The organism is Paenibacillus sp. alder61, from assembly GCF_020179875.1.
GTDB classification, from domain to species: Bacteria; Bacillota; Bacilli; order Paenibacillales; family Paenibacillaceae; genus Fontibacillus; species Fontibacillus faecis.
On sequence record NZ_JAIUDG010000004.1, the window covers coordinates 247,130 to 265,051 of the forward strand.

The 17,922-nt window shown below is 56.8% G+C and carries 17 protein-coding genes and 1 riboswitch; of the genes, 11 read left to right on the forward strand and 6 right to left on the reverse strand.

Annotated features, from left to right (window positions below; translation table 11 throughout):
• Positions 1-95 precede the first annotated feature (95 nt).
• The 5 genes from LBW89_RS05985 (at position 96) to LBW89_RS06005 (ending at position 4,259) form a co-directional block, all read left to right on the forward strand.
• Entirely contained in the window at positions 96-1,604 is a 1,509-nt protein-coding gene (locus tag LBW89_RS05985; protein WP_148455625.1) for an HD-GYP domain-containing protein, read from the forward strand.
• A gap of 142 nt (positions 1,605-1,746) precedes the next feature.
• Positions 1,747-1,947: a CsbD family protein gene (locus tag LBW89_RS05990; RefSeq protein WP_148455627.1), complete on the forward strand. Its 201-nt coding sequence runs from the start codon at positions 1,747-1,749 to the stop codon at positions 1,945-1,947.
• A 37-nt stretch (positions 1,948-1,984) separates the two neighbouring features.
• Positions 1,985-2,254, forward strand: a complete 270-nt coding sequence (locus LBW89_RS05995) for a hypothetical protein (RefSeq protein WP_148455629.1) — start codon at positions 1,985-1,987, stop codon at positions 2,252-2,254.
• 132 nt (positions 2,255-2,386) lie between these two features.
• Positions 2,387-3,796, forward strand: coding sequence for a sensor histidine kinase (locus LBW89_RS06000; protein ID WP_148455631.1), 1,410 nt, complete (start codon positions 2,387-2,389; stop codon positions 3,794-3,796).
• A gap of 85 nt (positions 3,797-3,881) precedes the next feature.
• Positions 3,882-4,259, forward strand: a complete 378-nt coding sequence (locus LBW89_RS06005) for a RidA family protein (RefSeq protein ID WP_148455633.1) — start codon at positions 3,882-3,884, stop codon at positions 4,257-4,259.
• 129 nt (positions 4,260-4,388) lie between these two features.
• Here LBW89_RS06005 and LBW89_RS06010 read toward each other — a convergent pair whose 3' ends face one another.
• Positions 4,389-5,153 (reverse strand): tryptophan-rich sensory protein, encoded by a 765-nt coding sequence (locus LBW89_RS06010; protein WP_148455635.1) that lies wholly within the window; start codon positions 5,151-5,153, stop codon positions 4,389-4,391.
• Between the two features lie 520 nt (positions 5,154-5,673).
• Between LBW89_RS06010 and LBW89_RS06015 the strand changes: the two genes are divergently transcribed.
• Together LBW89_RS06015 and LBW89_RS06020 are read left to right on the forward strand one after the other, a co-directional pair.
• Entirely contained in the window at positions 5,674-8,814 is a 3,141-nt protein-coding gene (locus LBW89_RS06015) for a DEAD/DEAH box helicase (protein WP_148455637.1), read from the forward strand.
• A complete protein-coding gene (locus tag LBW89_RS06020) occupies positions 8,811-9,770 on the forward strand; it encodes a hypothetical protein (protein ID WP_148455639.1) in 960 nt (319 codons plus the stop codon). Before LBW89_RS06015 ends, LBW89_RS06020 begins: the two co-directional genes overlap by 4 nt.
• 88 nt (positions 9,771-9,858) lie before the next feature.
• Here LBW89_RS06020 and LBW89_RS06025 read toward each other — a convergent pair whose 3' ends face one another.
• Both LBW89_RS06025 and LBW89_RS06030 read right to left on the reverse strand, forming a co-directional pair.
• A complete protein-coding gene (locus LBW89_RS06025; protein ID WP_148455641.1) occupies positions 9,859-10,563 on the reverse strand; it encodes a GTP pyrophosphokinase family protein in 705 nt (234 codons plus the stop codon).
• A gap of 149 nt (positions 10,564-10,712) precedes the next feature.
• Positions 10,713-11,084 carry a hypothetical protein gene (locus LBW89_RS06030; protein WP_148455643.1) on the reverse strand — a complete coding sequence of 124 codons (372 nt, stop codon included), beginning with the start codon at positions 11,082-11,084 and terminating at the stop codon, positions 10,713-10,715.
• 223 nt (positions 11,085-11,307) lie between these two features.
• Between LBW89_RS06030 and LBW89_RS06035 the strand changes: the two genes are divergently transcribed.
• The 4 genes from LBW89_RS06035 (at position 11,308) to LBW89_RS06050 (ending at position 14,975) form a co-directional block, all read left to right on the forward strand.
• Complete coding sequence (locus LBW89_RS06035; RefSeq protein WP_148455645.1) at positions 11,308-12,069, forward strand: zinc-ribbon domain-containing protein; 762 nt, start codon at positions 11,308-11,310, stop codon at positions 12,067-12,069.
• A 249-nt stretch (positions 12,070-12,318) separates the two neighbouring features.
• Positions 12,319-12,624: a hypothetical protein gene (locus LBW89_RS06040; protein WP_170287148.1), complete on the forward strand. Its 306-nt coding sequence runs from the start codon at positions 12,319-12,321 to the stop codon at positions 12,622-12,624.
• 81 nt (positions 12,625-12,705) lie between these two features.
• A riboswitch (purine riboswitch) is annotated at positions 12,706-12,805 on the forward strand.
• Between the two features lie 185 nt (positions 12,806-12,990).
• Positions 12,991-13,578: a xanthine phosphoribosyltransferase gene (locus tag LBW89_RS06045; protein WP_148455649.1), complete on the forward strand. Its 588-nt coding sequence runs from the start codon at positions 12,991-12,993 to the stop codon at positions 13,576-13,578.
• A gap of 62 nt (positions 13,579-13,640) precedes the next feature.
• Positions 13,641-14,975 (forward strand): nucleobase:cation symporter-2 family protein, encoded by a 1,335-nt coding sequence (locus LBW89_RS06050; protein WP_148455651.1) that lies wholly within the window; start codon positions 13,641-13,643, stop codon positions 14,973-14,975.
• Positions 14,976-15,019: 44 nt separating this feature from the next.
• On the opposite strand, the gene LBW89_RS06055 is transcribed toward LBW89_RS06050, so the two are convergent.
• From LBW89_RS06055 to LBW89_RS06065, 3 genes are read right to left on the reverse strand one after another with little or no spacing between them, the layout of a single operon-like run.
• A complete protein-coding gene (locus tag LBW89_RS06055) occupies positions 15,020-15,358 on the reverse strand; it encodes a DUF4870 domain-containing protein (RefSeq protein ID WP_148455653.1) in 339 nt (112 codons plus the stop codon).
• A gap of 40 nt (positions 15,359-15,398) precedes the next feature.
• The gene (locus LBW89_RS06060) at positions 15,399-16,577 is read right to left on the reverse strand and encodes an MGDG synthase family glycosyltransferase (protein WP_225038771.1); all 1,179 of its coding nucleotides are present in this window, start codon (positions 16,575-16,577) and stop codon (positions 15,399-15,401) included.
• Positions 16,578-16,579: 2 nt separating this feature from the next.
• Positions 16,580-17,557: a serine hydrolase domain-containing protein gene (locus tag LBW89_RS06065; RefSeq protein WP_225038765.1), complete on the reverse strand. Its 978-nt coding sequence runs from the start codon at positions 17,555-17,557 to the stop codon at positions 16,580-16,582.
• Positions 17,558-17,922 lie beyond the last annotated feature (365 nt).

Below are 17,922 nucleotides of genomic sequence, written 5' to 3' on the forward strand. Positions count from 1 at the left end.
CCGCTTCTTATGAAAACTTTTCTCGCTTCTGCCGATAATGATGTAAGAAGCGTTTTGTTCCGCGAAGCGGTACGGAAGGAAGGACGGGCGATTCCTTGACGGTATATAACACTTTTATTTCTCGTTTGAAGCTCAATTATGCAGCCGGTACGCTTCTGGCGATCACAGCGGCCGGCAGCCTGATCCTATTTGCCCCTTTGAACCTTCCGAGCGAAGAGTATTATTGGCTGTCGGGGGTGCTGTTTTTTTCGATCTGCGTGATGTTTGCGTTGGAATGGTCTGTGTTTACAATGCAGGTTAAACCGATCCGCAACTGCTTCGCGAAGGAAGGCGGCAGCTATTCCGGCCTGCAAACGGTTTACATACGGACGCATCGGCTGCCCGTTCTGGCCGTCAAACGGATTCTCGGCCCCCATCTGTTCGGCCTGCTGCTGCCGGCTGCCGGGTTGACGCTATGGCTGATTTACATCGGTAAGTTATCGATTCCTTACTATTATGTCCTGCTCGCTTCGATCGGAGTAATTATCGTGGCCGGGATGCATGCGCTCCTCGAATTTTATTTAACCTCCTATACTATTCGTCCGGTTTTAATGGAGCTCTCTTCCCGGTCGCTCCGGCTATACGGCAAAGAACTTTCGCTCGGGGGCAGGGTCCTCTTGTCGATACGCCGCAAGTTGAGATGGAGCTTTTTTATGATCGGGGCGTTCCCTCTCCTGCTATTCAGCCTTTCCGTGCAATTTCGCATGGGGGGGAAGTGGATGGACATCGATTCTTCCTATTGGCAATGGGCCGTCTACATTCTAGCGGTCGGTTTCGGCTTCGCCTTTATCGGCTCCAGGCTGCTGACCCGGGAAATCGTGCTGCCGATCCAGCATCTTTACGAAAAGATGGCCGAGGTCAAGGTCGGGCAGATCCGGTCGGGGGCAAGCGACCTGTTCTCCGACGAGTTTTCGCGGCTGGTATCGGGGTTTAATCATATGCTGCGCGGGATCAAGGTTCAGGCCGAGCGCAACAACCAGCTGTTGGAGAGCTATTTTGCGACGCTGGCGGCCGCCCTGGATGCCCGCGATCGATACACGGCCGGCCACTCTCTGCGGGTCGCGGAATATGCGGTCGAAATCGGCAGGCTCGCCGGTCTTTCCGATGAGGAACTGCAGGACTTGAGAAAAACGGCGCTTCTGCACGATATCGGAAAAATGGGCATCCCCGATTCGGTCCTTTTAAAGGAAGGCCAATTGAGCGATGAGGAATGGGAACGAATCAAGCAGCATCCCGTACTTGGCGAAGCGATTTTAAAACGGATCGAACCGGCCGACGCGATGGAACCTTTTCTGCCCGGCGTAAGGTCGCATCATGAGCGGTACGACGGCGCGGGCTACCCCGACGGGTTGAAAGGGGACCAAATTCCGCTGTTCGGCCGGATCATCGCGGTGGCGGATGCTTTTGACGCCATGACTTCCGATCGGCCTTACCGGAAGGGACTGGACGAGGATAAAGCGATAGCGATTTTGGAAGAAGGCCGCGGGACCCAGTGGGATCCTTATTTTGCGGAGCTTTTTATCGAGGCCTATCGCAATAAGCGAGTGAAGAAACAAGCCCAATAATCTCATTGGGTTTGTTTCTTTTTTAAGGCCGCAAGAGGAGGATCCAGGTTCAAAGCCATAGTCTGCGGGTATTAACAACATATACGGAAAGTTCCCATGCTCATTCTGCTTTGTTACAAATCGGACAAGGAGTTGATCTGAGATGGACGAGAACGTATTCAAGGGAAAATGGAACCAGTTCAAGGGTGAAGCCAAGAAGCAGTGGGGCAAGCTCACGGATGACGATCTGGATATCATCGCCGGTGAAAAGGATAAGCTTGTGGGCAAACTCCAAGAACGTTACGGACATACCAAGGATGCAGCCGAGCGGGAGTACGAAGACTGGGCCCGTGCCCGTAAGTAGACTCGCGGCTTGAGCCTGAACTGTCGGAGGCGAGAAGATGTACGTATCCCGCGTAATTACCGGAAAAATCATCGAGATGCGGGGAGACAGCGTGGTGACGGTCCAGGGGGATACAGTCAGCACTTATCATCTCCGTTATTATTCTTTGCGGGAAGTGGAAGTTGAACCGCAGCTTCAGCCCGAAGTCGAGCCTTTGCCCGAACGGGGCGGACTTCGTGGCCTGTGGGCCGGCCTGCTGAAGCGAGGGGCTGACCGCAGCCCGCTGCCGCTTCCGCTATTCTGGAAAAAGGGCGCGAATCGAATCTGATTTGCGCTCTTTTTGTATGGGGTTAATTCCATTTAATCAAACATTTGTAAATCAACTCATCTCCTTCCTGTATCTCAGGATGTGATAAGATGGAAGAGCCTCACTGGAGGAATAGATGTCGGGAGTGAGCTTATGGGTTTTGGCAAGATGTTTCTGCTTAATCTCGGGATGCTGGTCACATTTGCTTACCTGGTAAACGTGGTCTACAAATATGCATTGTCGAAAATCAACCCTAAACTAAATTATGTGTTATCCGTGCTGATCTTCGTTTTTTCCGGGTGGGTCTGCATGGAGTTCGGATTTCAGCTTAGCGAAAACGTGATCTTTGACCTCCGCCTGGTCCCCTTGATCATCGCCTCGGCCGTCTACAAGAAGCCTTTGCCGCTGGTTTTGATCGGCCTCGGCATCGGGTTGGCCAGGCTGACGTTCGGGGTAAACGATGCGGCTATAGCCGGGCTGATCAATATGTCGATTATGGGCGCGATATGCGCCTTGCTTAACATTTGGATGCGGCGTACCGACTATCGCTTGGTGATTAAGGCTCTGTTTACCATCCTGGTCGCGAACGTCTTCAATACGATTAACATCGGCGTGTTCGGCGTGATTCCCGCCAGGCAGTATTTGCTGGAGATCGCGCCCGTTACGTTTCCGTTAACCGTGGGGATGAGTATCGCGTTTGCGCTGATCCTATGGGATTTTCAGCTGGGGCGCAAACATACGCAGGAACTCAGCTATGCCAACAATCTGCTGCAAAAGCAGACGGAAGAACTGCGAATGGCCAAGCTGGCTTTGGAAGAACGCGCGGAGCAATTGGCGATGGCTTCGCAGTATAAGTCGGAGTTTTTGGCGAATATGTCTCACGAACTGAGAACACCGTTAAACAGCATCATTAACTTGGCACAGATTTTGGCGGAATCCGAAGAGGGGGAAGACCAAGGGAAGGGCGGCGATGACAGCCCCAATTTCGGAACAATCATTTACAAATCGGGACAAGACCTGCTCGGCATTATAAATGATATTTTGGATTTATCCAAGGTGGAAGCGGGACATATGGAAATCGTGCGGGAACCGGTGGGGCTGAGGGAGATGGCCGACTCGCTGGAGATGCATTTTGCACATATCGCCAGGCAAAAAAATATCCGGTTCGAGGTCCGCATTGAGGAAGGCCTGCCGGGCACGATAGTGTCCGATGCCCAGCGGGTCAAGCAAATCATGCGGAATTTGCTGTCCAACGCCTTTAAATTCACCCATCACGGACAAGTGAAGCTGGAGATCCGCAAGCCGTCGGGGGATGATGGGCTGCCCGGAGAGTGGATTGTGTTCGCGGTCACGGATACCGGGATAGGAATCCCGAAATCCAAGCAGGAGGCCGTTTTCGAAGCGTTCCGCCAGGCGGACGGTTCCATCAGCCGGAGATACGGGGGAACCGGCTTGGGGCTCTCGATCAGCAAAAACCTGGCCCAACTGTTAGGAGGACATATCCGTCTGCAGAGCCAGGAGGGGGCCGGGAGCACGTTTTCCTTGTACCTGCCGATTACGTAGTTCACACCCCACACCTCCGTCAGCGGTTGCGTTTGGAGCCCAAACCTGTCTACAATATAAGAAATTTAAAAAAGAGGGATGAGCGATGAATAAACAAGTCATATCCACAACAGCGGCCCCGGGGGCTATCGGGCCTTATTCGCAAGCCGTTCAGATCGGAGAGCATGTGTTCACCTCCGGTCAGCTTGGATTGAACCCGGAGACCGGTGAATTGGCCGCCGGGATCGAGGCGCAAACCGAACAGGCGCTGCGCAATCTAGGCGCGATTTTGGAGGCGGCGGGCACCGGACTGGACAAAGTCGTGAAGACGACGGTTTTCCTGAAGGATATGAACGATTTCGCCACGGTGAATGCCATCTACGGGCGGTTCTTCAGCGAGCCGTACCCGGCGCGCAGCGCCATCGAGGTAGCCCGTCTGCCGAAGGACGGACTTGTGGAGATCGAGGCGATCGCTTTCAAATAAGCGATCCCTGGGAATTTGGGACGGTTCCTTGGCGGGCCCGTCTCGGTTGAAGAGGCTTTGCCGGTCGATAAGACCCGGCGGGAGCCTCTTTTTTATCGAATAGAGATCAACTGCAAAAAACCGCCTTCCTCAGTCCCTCTCCCGAGCGCGAATGAACAACAGGGAGGCGGAGAGAAGGAACAGTAAGGCCGCGGCCAAGCCCGCCGTCACAAACAGCAGGCGTTCGTCCGAATGCTTGTCCGCGATGGCGGCAAACCCCCAGGCCATCGGCAGAGGGAGCACCGCGTCGCGGGTGCGGCTGACGAGCAGGAAAACGACGGCGGCTCCGACAATCAGCAGCCCGGCAGCCGGAACATCCGCCGGAAGCCCGGGCAACAAGCGGGTAGAAACGGCGTGCTGCATCAGGATCTGCAGATGGATCAGCGTCGCTGTCAGCACCCACCCCAAGTACAGACTAAAGGGCAGACGGACGAACCAGATTTCCCCCAAATCCGGGCGAAGCGCGCTGCGGGTATGCCGGTGGAGCAGGAAGAGGGATAATAAGAGCAGCAGCAAAGCTCCGAAGGAAAGCGGCAGGTATTCATAGCGCCATAACAGCAGCCAGCTAATATGGAATAGACAGGACAGTCCGAACCGAACGGTAAAAGTCCGCATCCACCGGCTATCGTGCTTTTTTTGCCGCCAAAGATAGACAACCGCGCATCCGATCAGCAAATAAACGATATTCCAAATGATGAAGGCGTACCCTTCCGGGGTAAGTCGGGAAAAATACCGATTGGACAGTTCCCCGGCTTTTGCGCCCCCTAAAGGAAACGCCTCCGCCATAATAGTAACCGCCATCAGGACGAGAAAGAATAATACGTTCCACCAGCGGCAAGCCTTGCTATTGAACATGGAAGGGCCCCCTTCATCCGGTTATAAGTTGCTCCATTGCGTTTACTATATGAATATACCCATTCCCGGGAAAACAATTATAGGTTGAACTAAAGGATTGGCGTTGGGGAAGGATATGAAAATAGGTTTCGGAGATACGTTGCCGACATTCAGCATTGAAGATTAAGATCCTTACCGTCGGGGCTACATCATTAACGGGAAAATCTCCCGTTAAAGTACCGTTCTTGGCGCTTCTATCGAATTTAGCTGGAAAAACTCCATCTATTTTGCAGCCTTTTTGCCGATATACACATTTTCAGGCGAATTAGCGGGAGATTCTCCAGCTAATTCGCCTCTGCAGCCGCATACGCACCAAATTAACAGGAAGAATTCCCTTTAATCTAGATGAGTTGCAGGCGGAGGGAAGGGGAGACTGTGGGAAAAGTCGGAATGAAGAGCGGTTTTATATAGGAAAGGTTTCGTATAAGATAGAACTAGTGTGTTTCAAGGGAACAAGAATTGGGAACGACAGGAGATCACCATGAATCAACGCCTTTATGGAATATGGCTTGGGGATGTGTTTTTTTGCTTCTCGGGCGAAATATCGGAGAGCAAAGTGGATGCCTGGACCGCGGCGGTACGGCCTTTGGAGCCGGTGCCGGGATTGCGTCCGTTTCAGCATGCGGCCCTTCGCCTTGCCGAAGTAAGATATCCCGTCGCCCCGGGGAGAAGATCTGCGGGGGGAGGGGAGCGAAAAGGGCTGATCGGCCGGACGCTGGAAGGCCTGGCTCTCCCCGTGCCGGATGCCTGGCAGCTTCTTCTGAACTGGGACGAAGGATATTACGCATCCAGAGGCGTGCAGCCCGGACCGGAGTTCTCCTACTGGAGCACGGCGGCCCGCTTTGCCCTCGACCTTCTGCGTCGGGGGAAAATCGTGCCGGGGCTGAGGGCGGCGACGGGTCCGCTGAGCCGACGCCGCGGAACCCAAGCTTCGGCTGGGGCCGTCTGGGGGCCGCTGCTTGACCGCGAGGAGGACGCCGGGCGGTTCCGGCGGCTGGCCGAGGCGATGCCGCCGCTGGGGCTGGCCGCCATGCAGCAGCCTCCCGAAGCCGCGGAATGCGGAACGATCGCCGGTCGGCAGAACGCGCTGCTGCACTCCTTCCTGACGGCCATGGTGGATCATGAAGTCCGAAAAGCCGTACAGGACCTTGGCCGGAAGCTGAATCCTTCACGCGCGGATTACCGCAGAGGGAGCTCGCCGCTCGCCGAGCTGTGGTGGAATGGCCTGCTGAGCGCCGGAACGCCGCCGGACCTTACAGGCCACACGGCGGAGGTGGAACAGCTGGCGGAGGAGATTGCCAAAGCCGGCGGGGGACGCCTATGCGCCGAGGACGAAGAGCAGGGGAGGCAAGCGGCGGGGACGCTTCGGCTTTGCCTGCGGATCGAGCCGCTGCCTTCCGGAGGCGGCGAGCCGGAGTCCCGGTTGGCCTGGCGCCTTTCGTTCTGGGGCGAAGGGGCCGAGGATCCGGCCGTGCTTCTCCCTGCCGGATTGGTATGGAGCTACCCGCATGCCGATATGGAAATCCGCGGACGGAAGTACGGCAAGGTGCGCGAAAGTCTGCTGCTTCGCTTGAAGAAAGCGGCGGAACTGTCGCCCGAGGTGGCGAGGGGGCTGGAAGCGTCCCGGCCGGAGGCGGTTCTACTGGAACCGGCGGAGATGGTGGCTTTTTTGAGCCGGTCCGTGGCGCTTCTCCGCAAACAGGGGGTGACGGTGCAGATGCCGTCCCGCTGGACCCGGGAAGGGCGCCGCCCCGCCGGGGTGAAGATCAAGGCATCGGGCTGGGGGGCCAAGTCCGAAAGCAAAGGAACGGAAGCCGGACTCGGCGTCCAGCAGTTGATCGCCTTCGAGGCGGGCGCCGTACTGAACGGAGAGGAATTGAGCCAAGAGGAACTTGCCCGGCTGGCGGCCTCCAAGTCGCCGCTCGTCCTGTTCCGCGGGGAATGGATTGAAATCGACGTCAAGGAGCTCCGCCAGGTGCTGAAGTTTATGAAGCGGCAGGAAAGCGGTATGCTGACCTTCCGCGACCTGATGTACCTGGCTTCCGGGGCGGACGAGGATCATCGGTTTGAGGGATTCCAGGTAGAACGCGTGGAGACGGAGGGGCTGCTGGCCGTGCTGATGAACGGCGAGCTGCTGCGGAACGCGCAGCCGCGCCCGGTGCCCGAAGCGCTGCACGGCACGCTCCGGCCTTATCAGGAAAGAGGTTTCCAATGGTTGGCGGCCATGCGTCAACTGGGATTCGGCGCTCTGCTGGCCGACGATATGGGGCTCGGCAAAACGGTCCAGGTCATTACGGAGCTGCTGGACGGCCTGGCCGATTCGCCCGGAACCAGCTTGATCGTCTGCCCCACTTCGCTGCTGGGAAACTGGCAGAGGGAGCTGGACCGCTTCGCTCCGCAGCTGCGCCTGTACGTTCACCATGGAAGCGACCGGCTGCATGGGGACCGGCTGGCTTGGGAATGCCGGAACAGCGACGTGGTGCTCACGACCTATCAATTGGCGGGGCGCGACGGCAAAGAGCTGCGGGAATTGGAATGGAAGACGATCGTGCTGGACGAAGCGCAGTATATTAAAAACTTCGGCACGAAGCAGGCTCAGAGCGTCATGAAATTGAGCGCGCCGCAGCGCATCGCCATGACCGGCACCCCGGTGGAGAATCGGCTGAGTGAGTTGTGGTCGATTTTTCAATTCCTTAACCCGGGATACTTGGGAACGCAAGCTTCTTTCCGGGCCAAATACACCGGGGGCGGCGATCCCCAAACCGCCGAGCTGGGAAGGCTGCGCAAGCTGGTTGCTCCGTTTTTGCTGCGCCGGCTGAAGAGCGACCCGGATATCCGTAAGGATCTGCCCGAGAAGATCGAGCTGAAATCTTACTGCTCGCTTACGGCGGAGCAGGCTAGACTGTATGAGGCCGTTACTGCCGATCTCATGACGAGAATCGGCGGTAGCGGAGGAATGGCCCGCAAAGGCCTGGTGCTGTCGTCGCTAACCCGGCTGAAGCAGATTTGCGACCACCCGCGGCTTGGAGCGAAGGGAGCCTTCGCCCCCGGGGCCGACCTGGAACGATCGGGCAAGCTGGAACGGCTGACCGAGCTGCTCGACCTCATCATGGATAACGGGGAGGCCGCTCTTATTTTCACGCAGTATGTACAGATGGGGGAGATTCTTCAGAAAAAGCTTGGCGAACGCTACGGGCAAACACCGTTTTTCCTGCACGGGGGCGTCGCCAAGCCGGAAAGGGACGCGATGGTCCGCGCCTTCCAGGAGGGGGCGGGAACACCGATCTTCGTCCTGTCGCTGAAAGCCGGGGGCGTGGGACTTAATCTCACGCGGGCCAATCATGTCATACATTATGACCGTTGGTGGAATCCGGCCGTGGAGAACCAGGCCACGGACCGGGTATTCCGGATCGGGCAGCAAAAAAACGTGGAGGTGCACAAGCTCATCTGCCAGGGGACCCTGGAGGAACGGATCGATGAACTGATCGAACGGAAAAAGACGCTTTCCGAGCAGGTCGTCGGATCGGGTGAGCAGTGGCTAACGGAAATGTCCGACGAAGAGCTGCGCGGTCTGGTGATGCTGCAGGGTGCGGGAAGTATCATCGAGGAGGATGCGAGATGAGCCGGAGAACGGATCTCCCCGATCAGGGGAAGCTGAAAATGGAGCCTGTGCCGGGGGCGTTGCGCGTGCTGTTTCCGGAAGAGCGGCCCGAAGGAAGCGGGACGGGCTGGAGCAAGCGCGATCGAGAGGGAACCGGGGCGGGAAAAGCCGCCGCCAAGGCGGCCGATGGAGCGGGGGGCACCGGAACTGCCGGGGCCGCCAAGGCCTCCAAGGCCTCCAAGGCCGCTAAGGCCGACGGGGACGTCGCGGCCGCCTCCCCGCCGCTGTGCGTCGTCGAGCTGCCGGTTCCCGCGCCGGCCGGCGCCGATGGCGACCGCTTGGTGCGGCAGCTCGAGGGCCGGCCGCTGCTCGTCGCCGGCCTGCTGGAGGAGGGGGCGGCGGCGCTGACCGCCCTCCTCCCCGAGCTGCCGCCGTGGCGGCGGGAGCCGGACGCCGCCGCTGCGGCGCCCGCGTGCAACTGCGTCGCGGCCGGCTGCGGCCACGTGCCGCAGGCCCTGGCCGCCGCCGACGCGGCCTGGGCGGCCGACCCCGGCCTGCGGCTCGCGCTGCTCGGCTGGACGCCGGAGGCGCTGGCCGCGGCCGTGCTGGAGCGCTGGGCCGCGGCCCGGCCGCTGCCGGCGCCGGAGGAGGCCCTCCGCCAAGCGGCGGGCGGGCCGGAAGCCCAGCGCTCCGCGGCGGGCGACGGGCCGAACGTCGCCGAGTGGCTCGCGGAGCTGGCCGCCGAGGGGCGGCTGCACCTGCCCGGCCCGCAGCTCCACGACGTGGAGGCGGAGCTGCGAGAGCTTGCGCCTCCGCACGTGGAACCGGGGCGCGAGCCCGGCCCCGATCCCGCTCCGTGGGCCGGCCTCCTGCCCGGTGTCTCCGGCGCGGCCCGGGGCCTTGCTCTGGTCGCCGGCCGGGTGATGGAGCGCGCCGCGGACCTTCAAGCTGCGCATCCGCCCCAAAAGCCGCGTTAGCTCCCCGGCACGCTCGCAATTGCACAAAAAGCTGTCCCTCACCGTTGAACACGGCGGGGGACAGCTTTTTTTTGGAAGCGGGGGGCGTCTATTTCGGCAGGGGTTCGGTTTCGGTCCGCCGGGCGGGGATTTCCGAGGCCCCCATGATCTCGCGCCGCAGCCCGTGCATTTTTTTGTCCAGGGCGTCGGCCGCTTTGGCCGCCTCCGTCAGCTCGCGGATGACATGAGAGGGCACCTGTTTATCATACTTATAGAACAGGATGTGTTCCATGCTGGCCCAAAAATCCATCGCCAACGTACGCATTTGGATTTCCACCTTCATCCACCGCTGCCCTTCGAACAGGGTCAAAGGGACCGCCACGATGACATGCAGGCTCTGGTAGCCGTTCGGCTTCGGCTGCTCGATGTAGTCCTTGATTTCAATGATGTTGATATCCTCGCGCTGCCGAAGATGGTCCAGCAGGCTATAAATGTCCTGGGCGAAGGAAAAGACGATCCGCATGCCCGCGATATCGTGGATTTGATTCACCATATTGTCGACCGTCAACGCGAAGCCTTTGCGTTCCAGTTTTTCCAAAATGCTTCTCGGTTCCTTGATCCGGGTCTTGATGTGTTCGATCGGGCTGTACCCGTTATGGATCTTCCACTCCGTCTGGATCAGCTTGATCTTGTTCTTCAGTTCATCCAGAGCGAGCTGGTACAGCGTGGGTAGCTTCTTCCATTCCTCCAGCTTCCGCAGCGCGTCATCCTTGATTTCCCATTGGTACAGTTCGCGAAGGTCCAACTGGTTCAGCAGGCCGTCTTTGTTACTCGGGTTGGATATACTCAGTCTAATCTACTCCCATTTCTTCTGAAGTTCTTACGTTTATTTTACCTTGAATAGGCCTGGAATTTCAAAAGAAATGCAGAGTGGTTCCAATCCCGGAATTCAGGCGTCCTGGTCTACCTGTTTAGCGGGGAGCCGCCGTTATATCCCGGATGATCGTAGTCCGTGTTCGACAGATTGCTGAGCACGCCCATATTCATGATCGCTTCCCGGGTCTTCTCGGTTCCGTTGCGGTACAGCAGCACGTAGATCTCGGTCAGCCGGCGGTTGAACCGATCGGACGCCTCGTCATGATCGGCCGATTTATAGGGTACGGGCGCGCGCTTCAACGTATACTCATCCTCTTTGGCCAGCTCACCGATTTTGTCGCGGAGCATCGAGAGATCCTCTTCATCGAGCACAACCTCGAATTCGGTGGACTCGTTCGGCACCTCCTGAACGAGGCGGTGCGTCACGGAAATATAGTAGTTTTTTTTCGGGGATGTCAATTCGCCATTCCTCCTCTCCTAATAGGGAGCGTTTGTGATCTACACATTAATACACGGGGGCCATTCCAATGAATCAACGGGCGGATTTTCACCGCGGCCCCAAATCTGGTATGATAACTTCTAGAAATTTATATCATAGGCATGATTAAGAGGCTCTAAGTGCATAGAAAGCTTTTCCGGTTGCTTTTTTTCGGGGAAGCCATGGAATGGGAGGATTGCATTCATGAATTTTTTACAGAGGATTAAAGACGGTGCTGGAAAAGTAACCGACCGCGCGCAAAACGCCGTGGAAATCGGGAGGCTGAACACACAGATTTCGAATATTGAGCGGGAGATGGGGCTTTATTTCCAAAGAATGGGCGAAGTTTTCTATGAGGGTTATTCCCGCAAAGATATGTCCAATGCGGAAAAAGAGATGATCGAGCTGGCCAAAACCTGCGATCTGTTATCGGAAGAGCGGGACGAAGTCCGCGCGAAAATCGCCGAGTTGAAGAATGAACGGCTGTGCGGCGCTTGCGGGAGAGCGGTCGCCGAGGACGCCATGTTCTGTCAGTACTGCGGACATAAGCTGGATAAGGCCAAGACGGCCGTCGGCAGGAAAAACGCCGCCAAGGAGTCGGAGGAGATTCGAAGCTACGGAAGTCACGGAAGCCATGACCTTAAAGATCCGTTGTCCTTGTTCGAAGAACCGGTTTCGGACGAAACGATCATTTATAAAGAGCCGGCGGCCACGATGTCCCCCGTGGTCCAAGAGGAGCGGGATCCCGACGAATTCCGCCGCATACGGGATCTGGAGCGCGAGCGCGAGCGGCAGGAGGAATTGGACCGCCGGATTCGTACCTGGAAGGAAAATGTCGATCCGCCGAAGAAACAGGTTTCCTCCGCGCTGGAAACGGGGATTCCGACAGTAAGCTGCCAAATCTGTGCTTCGGTGCTCGTCAAAGGGACCAAATGGTGTCCTCACTGCGGATCCGAGCAAATTTAAGTCTGGCTTTGGCTAATTCACCAATTTGTAAAAAGTGGGGCCCGAAATACGGATATCTTATCCGTAGTAGAAGGAGAGGCGCCCGCTGCTTGACGGCACGGATTCGGGAGAGAAGGCTCTCCCTGAGCCGTGCCGCTTGCGTTTCGGTCAGCGGACTTTCGGTTCGCGTCGGGATGAAAACGCAGAGCCGGGGGAACGCTTAACATCAGTGCGGATCGTCATTTACTTAGTGAAAGGAGCATGAAGCGCATGGAGTGCATCGTACATTTTGACGTCCATCATAAGAATGAGGTGAAAGAATTAAGGGGCCTAATCTTCTTGGAAAAAGGAAAGGTTCCTTCCGAGCAGGATTTTCTTTCTATGTTTGGGGAGATGGGTTACAAACTGCGGCTGGAGGACAAACAAAATTTGGTCTTTAAGCCGACGGACCCGGGAGCGGACTATTCGCAGATCAAAATCCGCCGTCTGGACACGGGAGATAAAAGCTACAAAGAAGATACGGAGCTGCGCTCCCTCTTGAATCATCTTATTCCCGGTGAGTCCCGTCCTATCTAGGACGTCGAGCCGGTCATAAAATTTCCTCTTTATTTCTTCGCCGGGTTTGCGTTATACTTCTAACATTGCATGAAAATCGACATTTTTTTTCATATATTTTCTCGTATATGTGCAGGAATCGGCCTGCATGTCTCTACCCGATCACCGGAATGGTCGGACTACGGGGAATACCGCGGGTTGAAGAGAACCGCGGCGCTTGGGAGGGATCCCGAGCCGCCGGAGGTTCTGCTCTGAACCCCGGTTTTTCCCTTGCTCTAGTCCATATTCCGGTCGGTCCGGGATATGGGCTTTTTTTTCATGCTTGGCGTTAGGTACGGCAGAAGTTTGAGTTTGCAAGGACGAACGATATCAAGGGGGAGACGCGGAATGAAGCTGTTAAAAGATAAGGTCATGGCGGAAGGAATTGTCCTGGGGGAAAACGTTCTTAAGGTGGATTCGTTTCTGAACCACCAGATGGACCCTGTCCTGATGAGAGAGGTGGGGAGCGAATTCGCCCGCAGATTTGCCGGCGAAGGAATTACGAAGGTGCTGACGATCGAGTCGTCCGGCATTGCTCCCGCGATTATGACCTCGCTGGAATTGGGCGTACCGATGATCTTTGCCCGCAAGCATAAATCGCTGACGCTTAAGGATGATATCTTGGTGGAGAAAGTTTATTCTTTCACCAAGCGGGAGAGCAACGAGATCACGGTATCGCGGAAATTTCTGCACCCCGAGGACCGGGTGCTGATCATCGACGACTTTTTGGCAAACGGGGAAGCGGCGTTCGGTCTGGCCCGCATTGTGGAGCAGGTCGGCGCATCCGTGGTCGGGGTTGGCATCGTTATCGAAAAATCGTTCCAGCCTGGCGCCAGACTGCTGGAAGAGGCGGGGTACAGAGTCGAATCGCTCGTCCGGATCGCCTCCTTGGAGAACGGGACGGTTGCCTTTGTGGAAGACGTACACGAGGTCTGATCGAAAGGAATATAGCATAACCGGAACAACTCCGGGTACCAAGGAGAGGAGCTTTCATATTCATGGAACGTGAAGTTATTTTTCAAAGGAACCGCCATCCGCTCAAAACGCTGTCGCTTGGGATTCAGCATGTGCTGGCTATGTATGCCGGCGCGGTGATCGTTCCGCTCATCGTGGGCGGGGCGCTGAACCTGTCCCATGAGGCGTTGACTTATCTGATTTGTATCGATTTGCTGGCCTGCGGAGTGGCTACGCTGCTTCAGGTATGGGGGAACCGGTTGTTCGGCATCGGACTTCCCGTTATGCTCGGCTGCGCCTTCCAGGCCGTATCTCCGATGATCGCCATCGGACTTACGGACGGCATGGGCGTCAGCGCCATCTACGGAGCGATCATCGCTTCAGGGCTGTTCGTCTTCTTGTTCTCCGGTTTGTTCGGAAAACTGATCGCCTTGTTTCCGCCGGTCGTCACCGGTTCGGTCGTTACCATTATCGGAGTAACCCTGATTCCCGTTGCCCTGACCGACTTGGGCGGCGGTGACGTGTCCAAGCCCGGCTTCGGGAGTCCGGCCAACCTGGCGCTCGGCTTCGGCGTCCTGTTGTTCGTGGTATTGATGAACCGGTTTGCCAAAGGCTTTCTGCGCTCCATCTCCGTCCTGATCGGTCTGATTGTCGGGACCTTAGCCGCGGCGCTGCTCGGCAAAGTCGATTTGACGCCTCTAAAGGAGGCGAGCTGGTTTCATATGGTGCAGCCGTTTTACTTCGGGACGCCGACCTTCCACGCTTCGGCGATCCTGACGATGATTCTCGTCGCGATTGTCAGCGTGGCGGAATCGACCGGCGTCTTTATGGCGCTCGGCAAAATCGTGGACAAAGACATTACGTCCAAAGATCTGGCCCGGGGTTACCGCGCCGAAGGCCTGGCGATCATGTTGGGCGGTATTTTTAACTCATTCCCTTATACGACTTATTCCCAAAACGTGGGACTTGTACAGATGAGCCGGGTCAAAACTCGCGATGTTATCGTGGTCGCCGGCGGCCTATTGATCCTGATCGGTTTCGTGCCGAAAATCGCGGCGTTGACGCAGCTGGTGCCTACCTCCGTACTCGGGGGAGCCATGATCGCCCTGTTCGGGCTTGTTCTGTCTTCGGGAATTCGGATGCTGGGCGATCAGGTGGATCTCAACCGGCACGAAAATCTGCTGATTATCGCTTGTTCGGTGGGCATGGGTCTCGGGGTGACGGTCGTGCCTGAAGTCTTCGCCAGCCTGCCGTCCTGGCTGCGTATTCTGGTGGATAACGGCATTGTGGCAGGCAGCTTTACGGCTATTGTGATGAACCTTTTGTTTAACGGTCTCGGCCGGAAAAGCACGCCGGTTCCCGCAAAGGAGCAGCTTTGATCGCTTTGCGGGAACCGGGGGGCCTTACGGAGGAGGATAAAGGGTTACATGCGGTTTAATTGCTTTTCCGCGATCTCGCCGATCCACGGCAGCTTCAGCCATTTTCCTTGGAGTGTAGCCAGCATGAGGACCAGCCAGAGGACCAGCCCGACTATCGAGAGGAGCAGTCCAACGACGGCCCCGATAATCGGCAGAAAGCCGGCCAGCGCGTGAAATACCATGAGTCCGCCGAACAATATAACGGACTGCAGGGCGTGGAACAACACGAAGCGGCTTCTCCGTTCCACGGCTAGAAACACGATTCCGCCGACGAAGGCGAAAAGATAGCAAAGAAAACCGGCTACATTCTCGTACAGGCCTGTTGAAGATTTGAAAGGGGACAAGGAATCACCTGCTTTCTAAATACGGTTGCCTACCCAGTACTCAATGTATGACGAGCCTGGGGGGAGCAGAACCGATTTGCGCAGTGACCGGCTTGCGGGAAGCAGACTGAAACCATTGCTCCAGTATATCGTTGACTATGACCTCCGCGGCCATCGGCTTGCGGAGGTTTTCCATATTGGCCATAACGGTGGACAATTGCCCGCCGTCCTGCAGCAAGGCATCGATTTCGGCCCGCAGGGAGACGGGATCCGCGGCGATGCGGGCGATTCCTTTCTTTTCGAGGTAGCGGGCATTGTTCAGTTCTTGGCCGGGAACCGGGCGGTACAGGAAGAGGGGCAGACGGCAAGCGAGCGCTTCCGACAGCGTGATCCCGCCCGGCTTGGTGATCATGCAGTCGCTCGCCAGCATAAATTCGGCCACCTCATCGACAAAGCCGAACAAGTGGATGTCCGGATGGTCCCCGAAATCGGAGGCAAGTCCCTGATACAGCTCTTGATTTCGGCCGCACACGGCGAGGATCTGGTAGTCCCCCCCGGCAAGCAGAGCTTCGCAGATCTCCCGGTTTCCCTGCATTACGCCGTATGCGCCGGCCATCAGCAGGATTGTTTTTTTTCCGGGATTCAAAGTGAGGCCAATCCCCGAATCGGCGGGGGGCTGTTCGTCGCGCCCGAAATCCGGGCGGAGGGGGATCCCGCTCACCAGAATGCGTTCGGCCGGGACGCCGCGCTCGATCATTTCCCGCTTCATATCTTCGGTGGCCACATAGTACCGGTGGACTCCCGAATGCAGCCATCTCGCGTGCACGTCAAAATCGGTAATGACGTTGACCATCGGCAGGGATAGGGAGGCTCGTTTGCTCAATTCCGGCAGGATCAGTTGAGGAAAGGTGTGGATCACCAGATCGGGCTCGTGCTGGCGGATCGCTTTCTTCAATGTCCCCGTACCGATGGCGTTGACCGCTCGCAGCAAGGCGGACTCGATTCGCAAATCTTTGGTGGCGTTATAGATCCAGCCGTATAAAAAAGGGAGCGCCTGGAAACTGGTTAAGTATATAAATTTTGTGAATTCGTTAAGTCTTGGATGGGATTCCGCCATCAGGTCCAGCAGCACGACATCGTGAATCCCCTTGCTGCGAAAGCAAGCCTCGATCGCTTTGGAGGCGCGGTAATGCCCGTCCCCGTAGCTGGCGTAAAGTATCATGATTTTTGGCGATTTCACGTTCAAGGACCTTCACCCCTTAATGATGTCGATTGAAGAGCGGGCAAAATGTGATGTTCCAGAAGAACTTTAGGGTTTTTATAGCGTCTGACCTTGCTGTCCGAAGCGATCGCAACCACCGCCTCCAGATCGGGAATCACATAGATTTGCTGTCCCCCGTGCCCATGGGCATAACTGTAACGGATGCCCGAGGATTCGTCGTTCCACCAATGATAGCCATAACGGCCATAGGTGTGAAACGGCGGACATTGCGGTGAACACGCGAGGCCGATCCATTCCGGCGAAACCAGGGCCCGGCCTTCCCATTTGCCTTTTTGGAGGCACAGGATGCCTATTTTCAGCATATGTTCAGCGGTCATATGGAGCCCGACATGTCCGCCCGAATAGCCTTCCGGGCTAGCTTCCCAGCGGACGCCGGCGATATTTAACGGCTGGAACAAATGGCGGGACGCATAGTCCAAAGCGGTGCACCCCGTCCATTTGGACAGCAGCACGGACAACAAATGCGAGCATGGGCTGCAGTACATAAATGCGCCGCGCCGCTCCGGAACGACGGGAAGCCGCAGGATGAAATTCCTCCAGTTCCGGCTGCGGTGAAACCGGTGGATATACCGCTCCCCCAGCTTGGGCCCGGTCTGCCAGTAGAGTCCGCTCGTCATCGAGAGCAATTCATGCAAAGTCAACTCGGACCATGCGGGATCGGGCCTTGCCGGCGCGTGGTCTTTAACGTCGTCCCAAACCGGCTGATCCAGGCCGGGAAGTTCGCCCCGGCGGTGGGCGATGCCGAGCAGGAGGGACAGTACGCTTTTTGTCGCGGACCGAAGATCGTGTAGGTGTGAAGCATCGTAACCGTTGTAATACGCCTCAAATCTGGGCGTCCCGCTCTGCCATACCAGCAAGCTGCGGATTTTGGGGTAAGCCCTTCGCACATTTTGGTCGATAGGGGTCCAGCGGCTTGGATCGGCGGACTGTTTTAACATATATGTCCTCCTGTTTGAGAATACAACAGTATGATTAACGCGGCGTTAACTCCCCGAAGGTTCGAAATGCGTCTAACCATATCTTAACCAACGGCGCGGGATTCAAATAAAGCGAATGGGGAGAAGCAAAAAATGGGTGAATGGAAGAAAGCTGTAACTGCCTGCTGAATATGTTACAATAGGGGACATAAAGGTCTTTCCTTGATTTGCTAAGACCGGTAAACATGCAAGACGCTGTTCTCGCGTGCCTGATTCATCGGGAAGTGGTTCGGGTATGTATAGTGTCATGCGCCAGCTGAATAAGTTAAACCGTAAGCTGACTTCATGAAGTACTGCTTGTTACGCATTCTCGAGATCGGAGCATT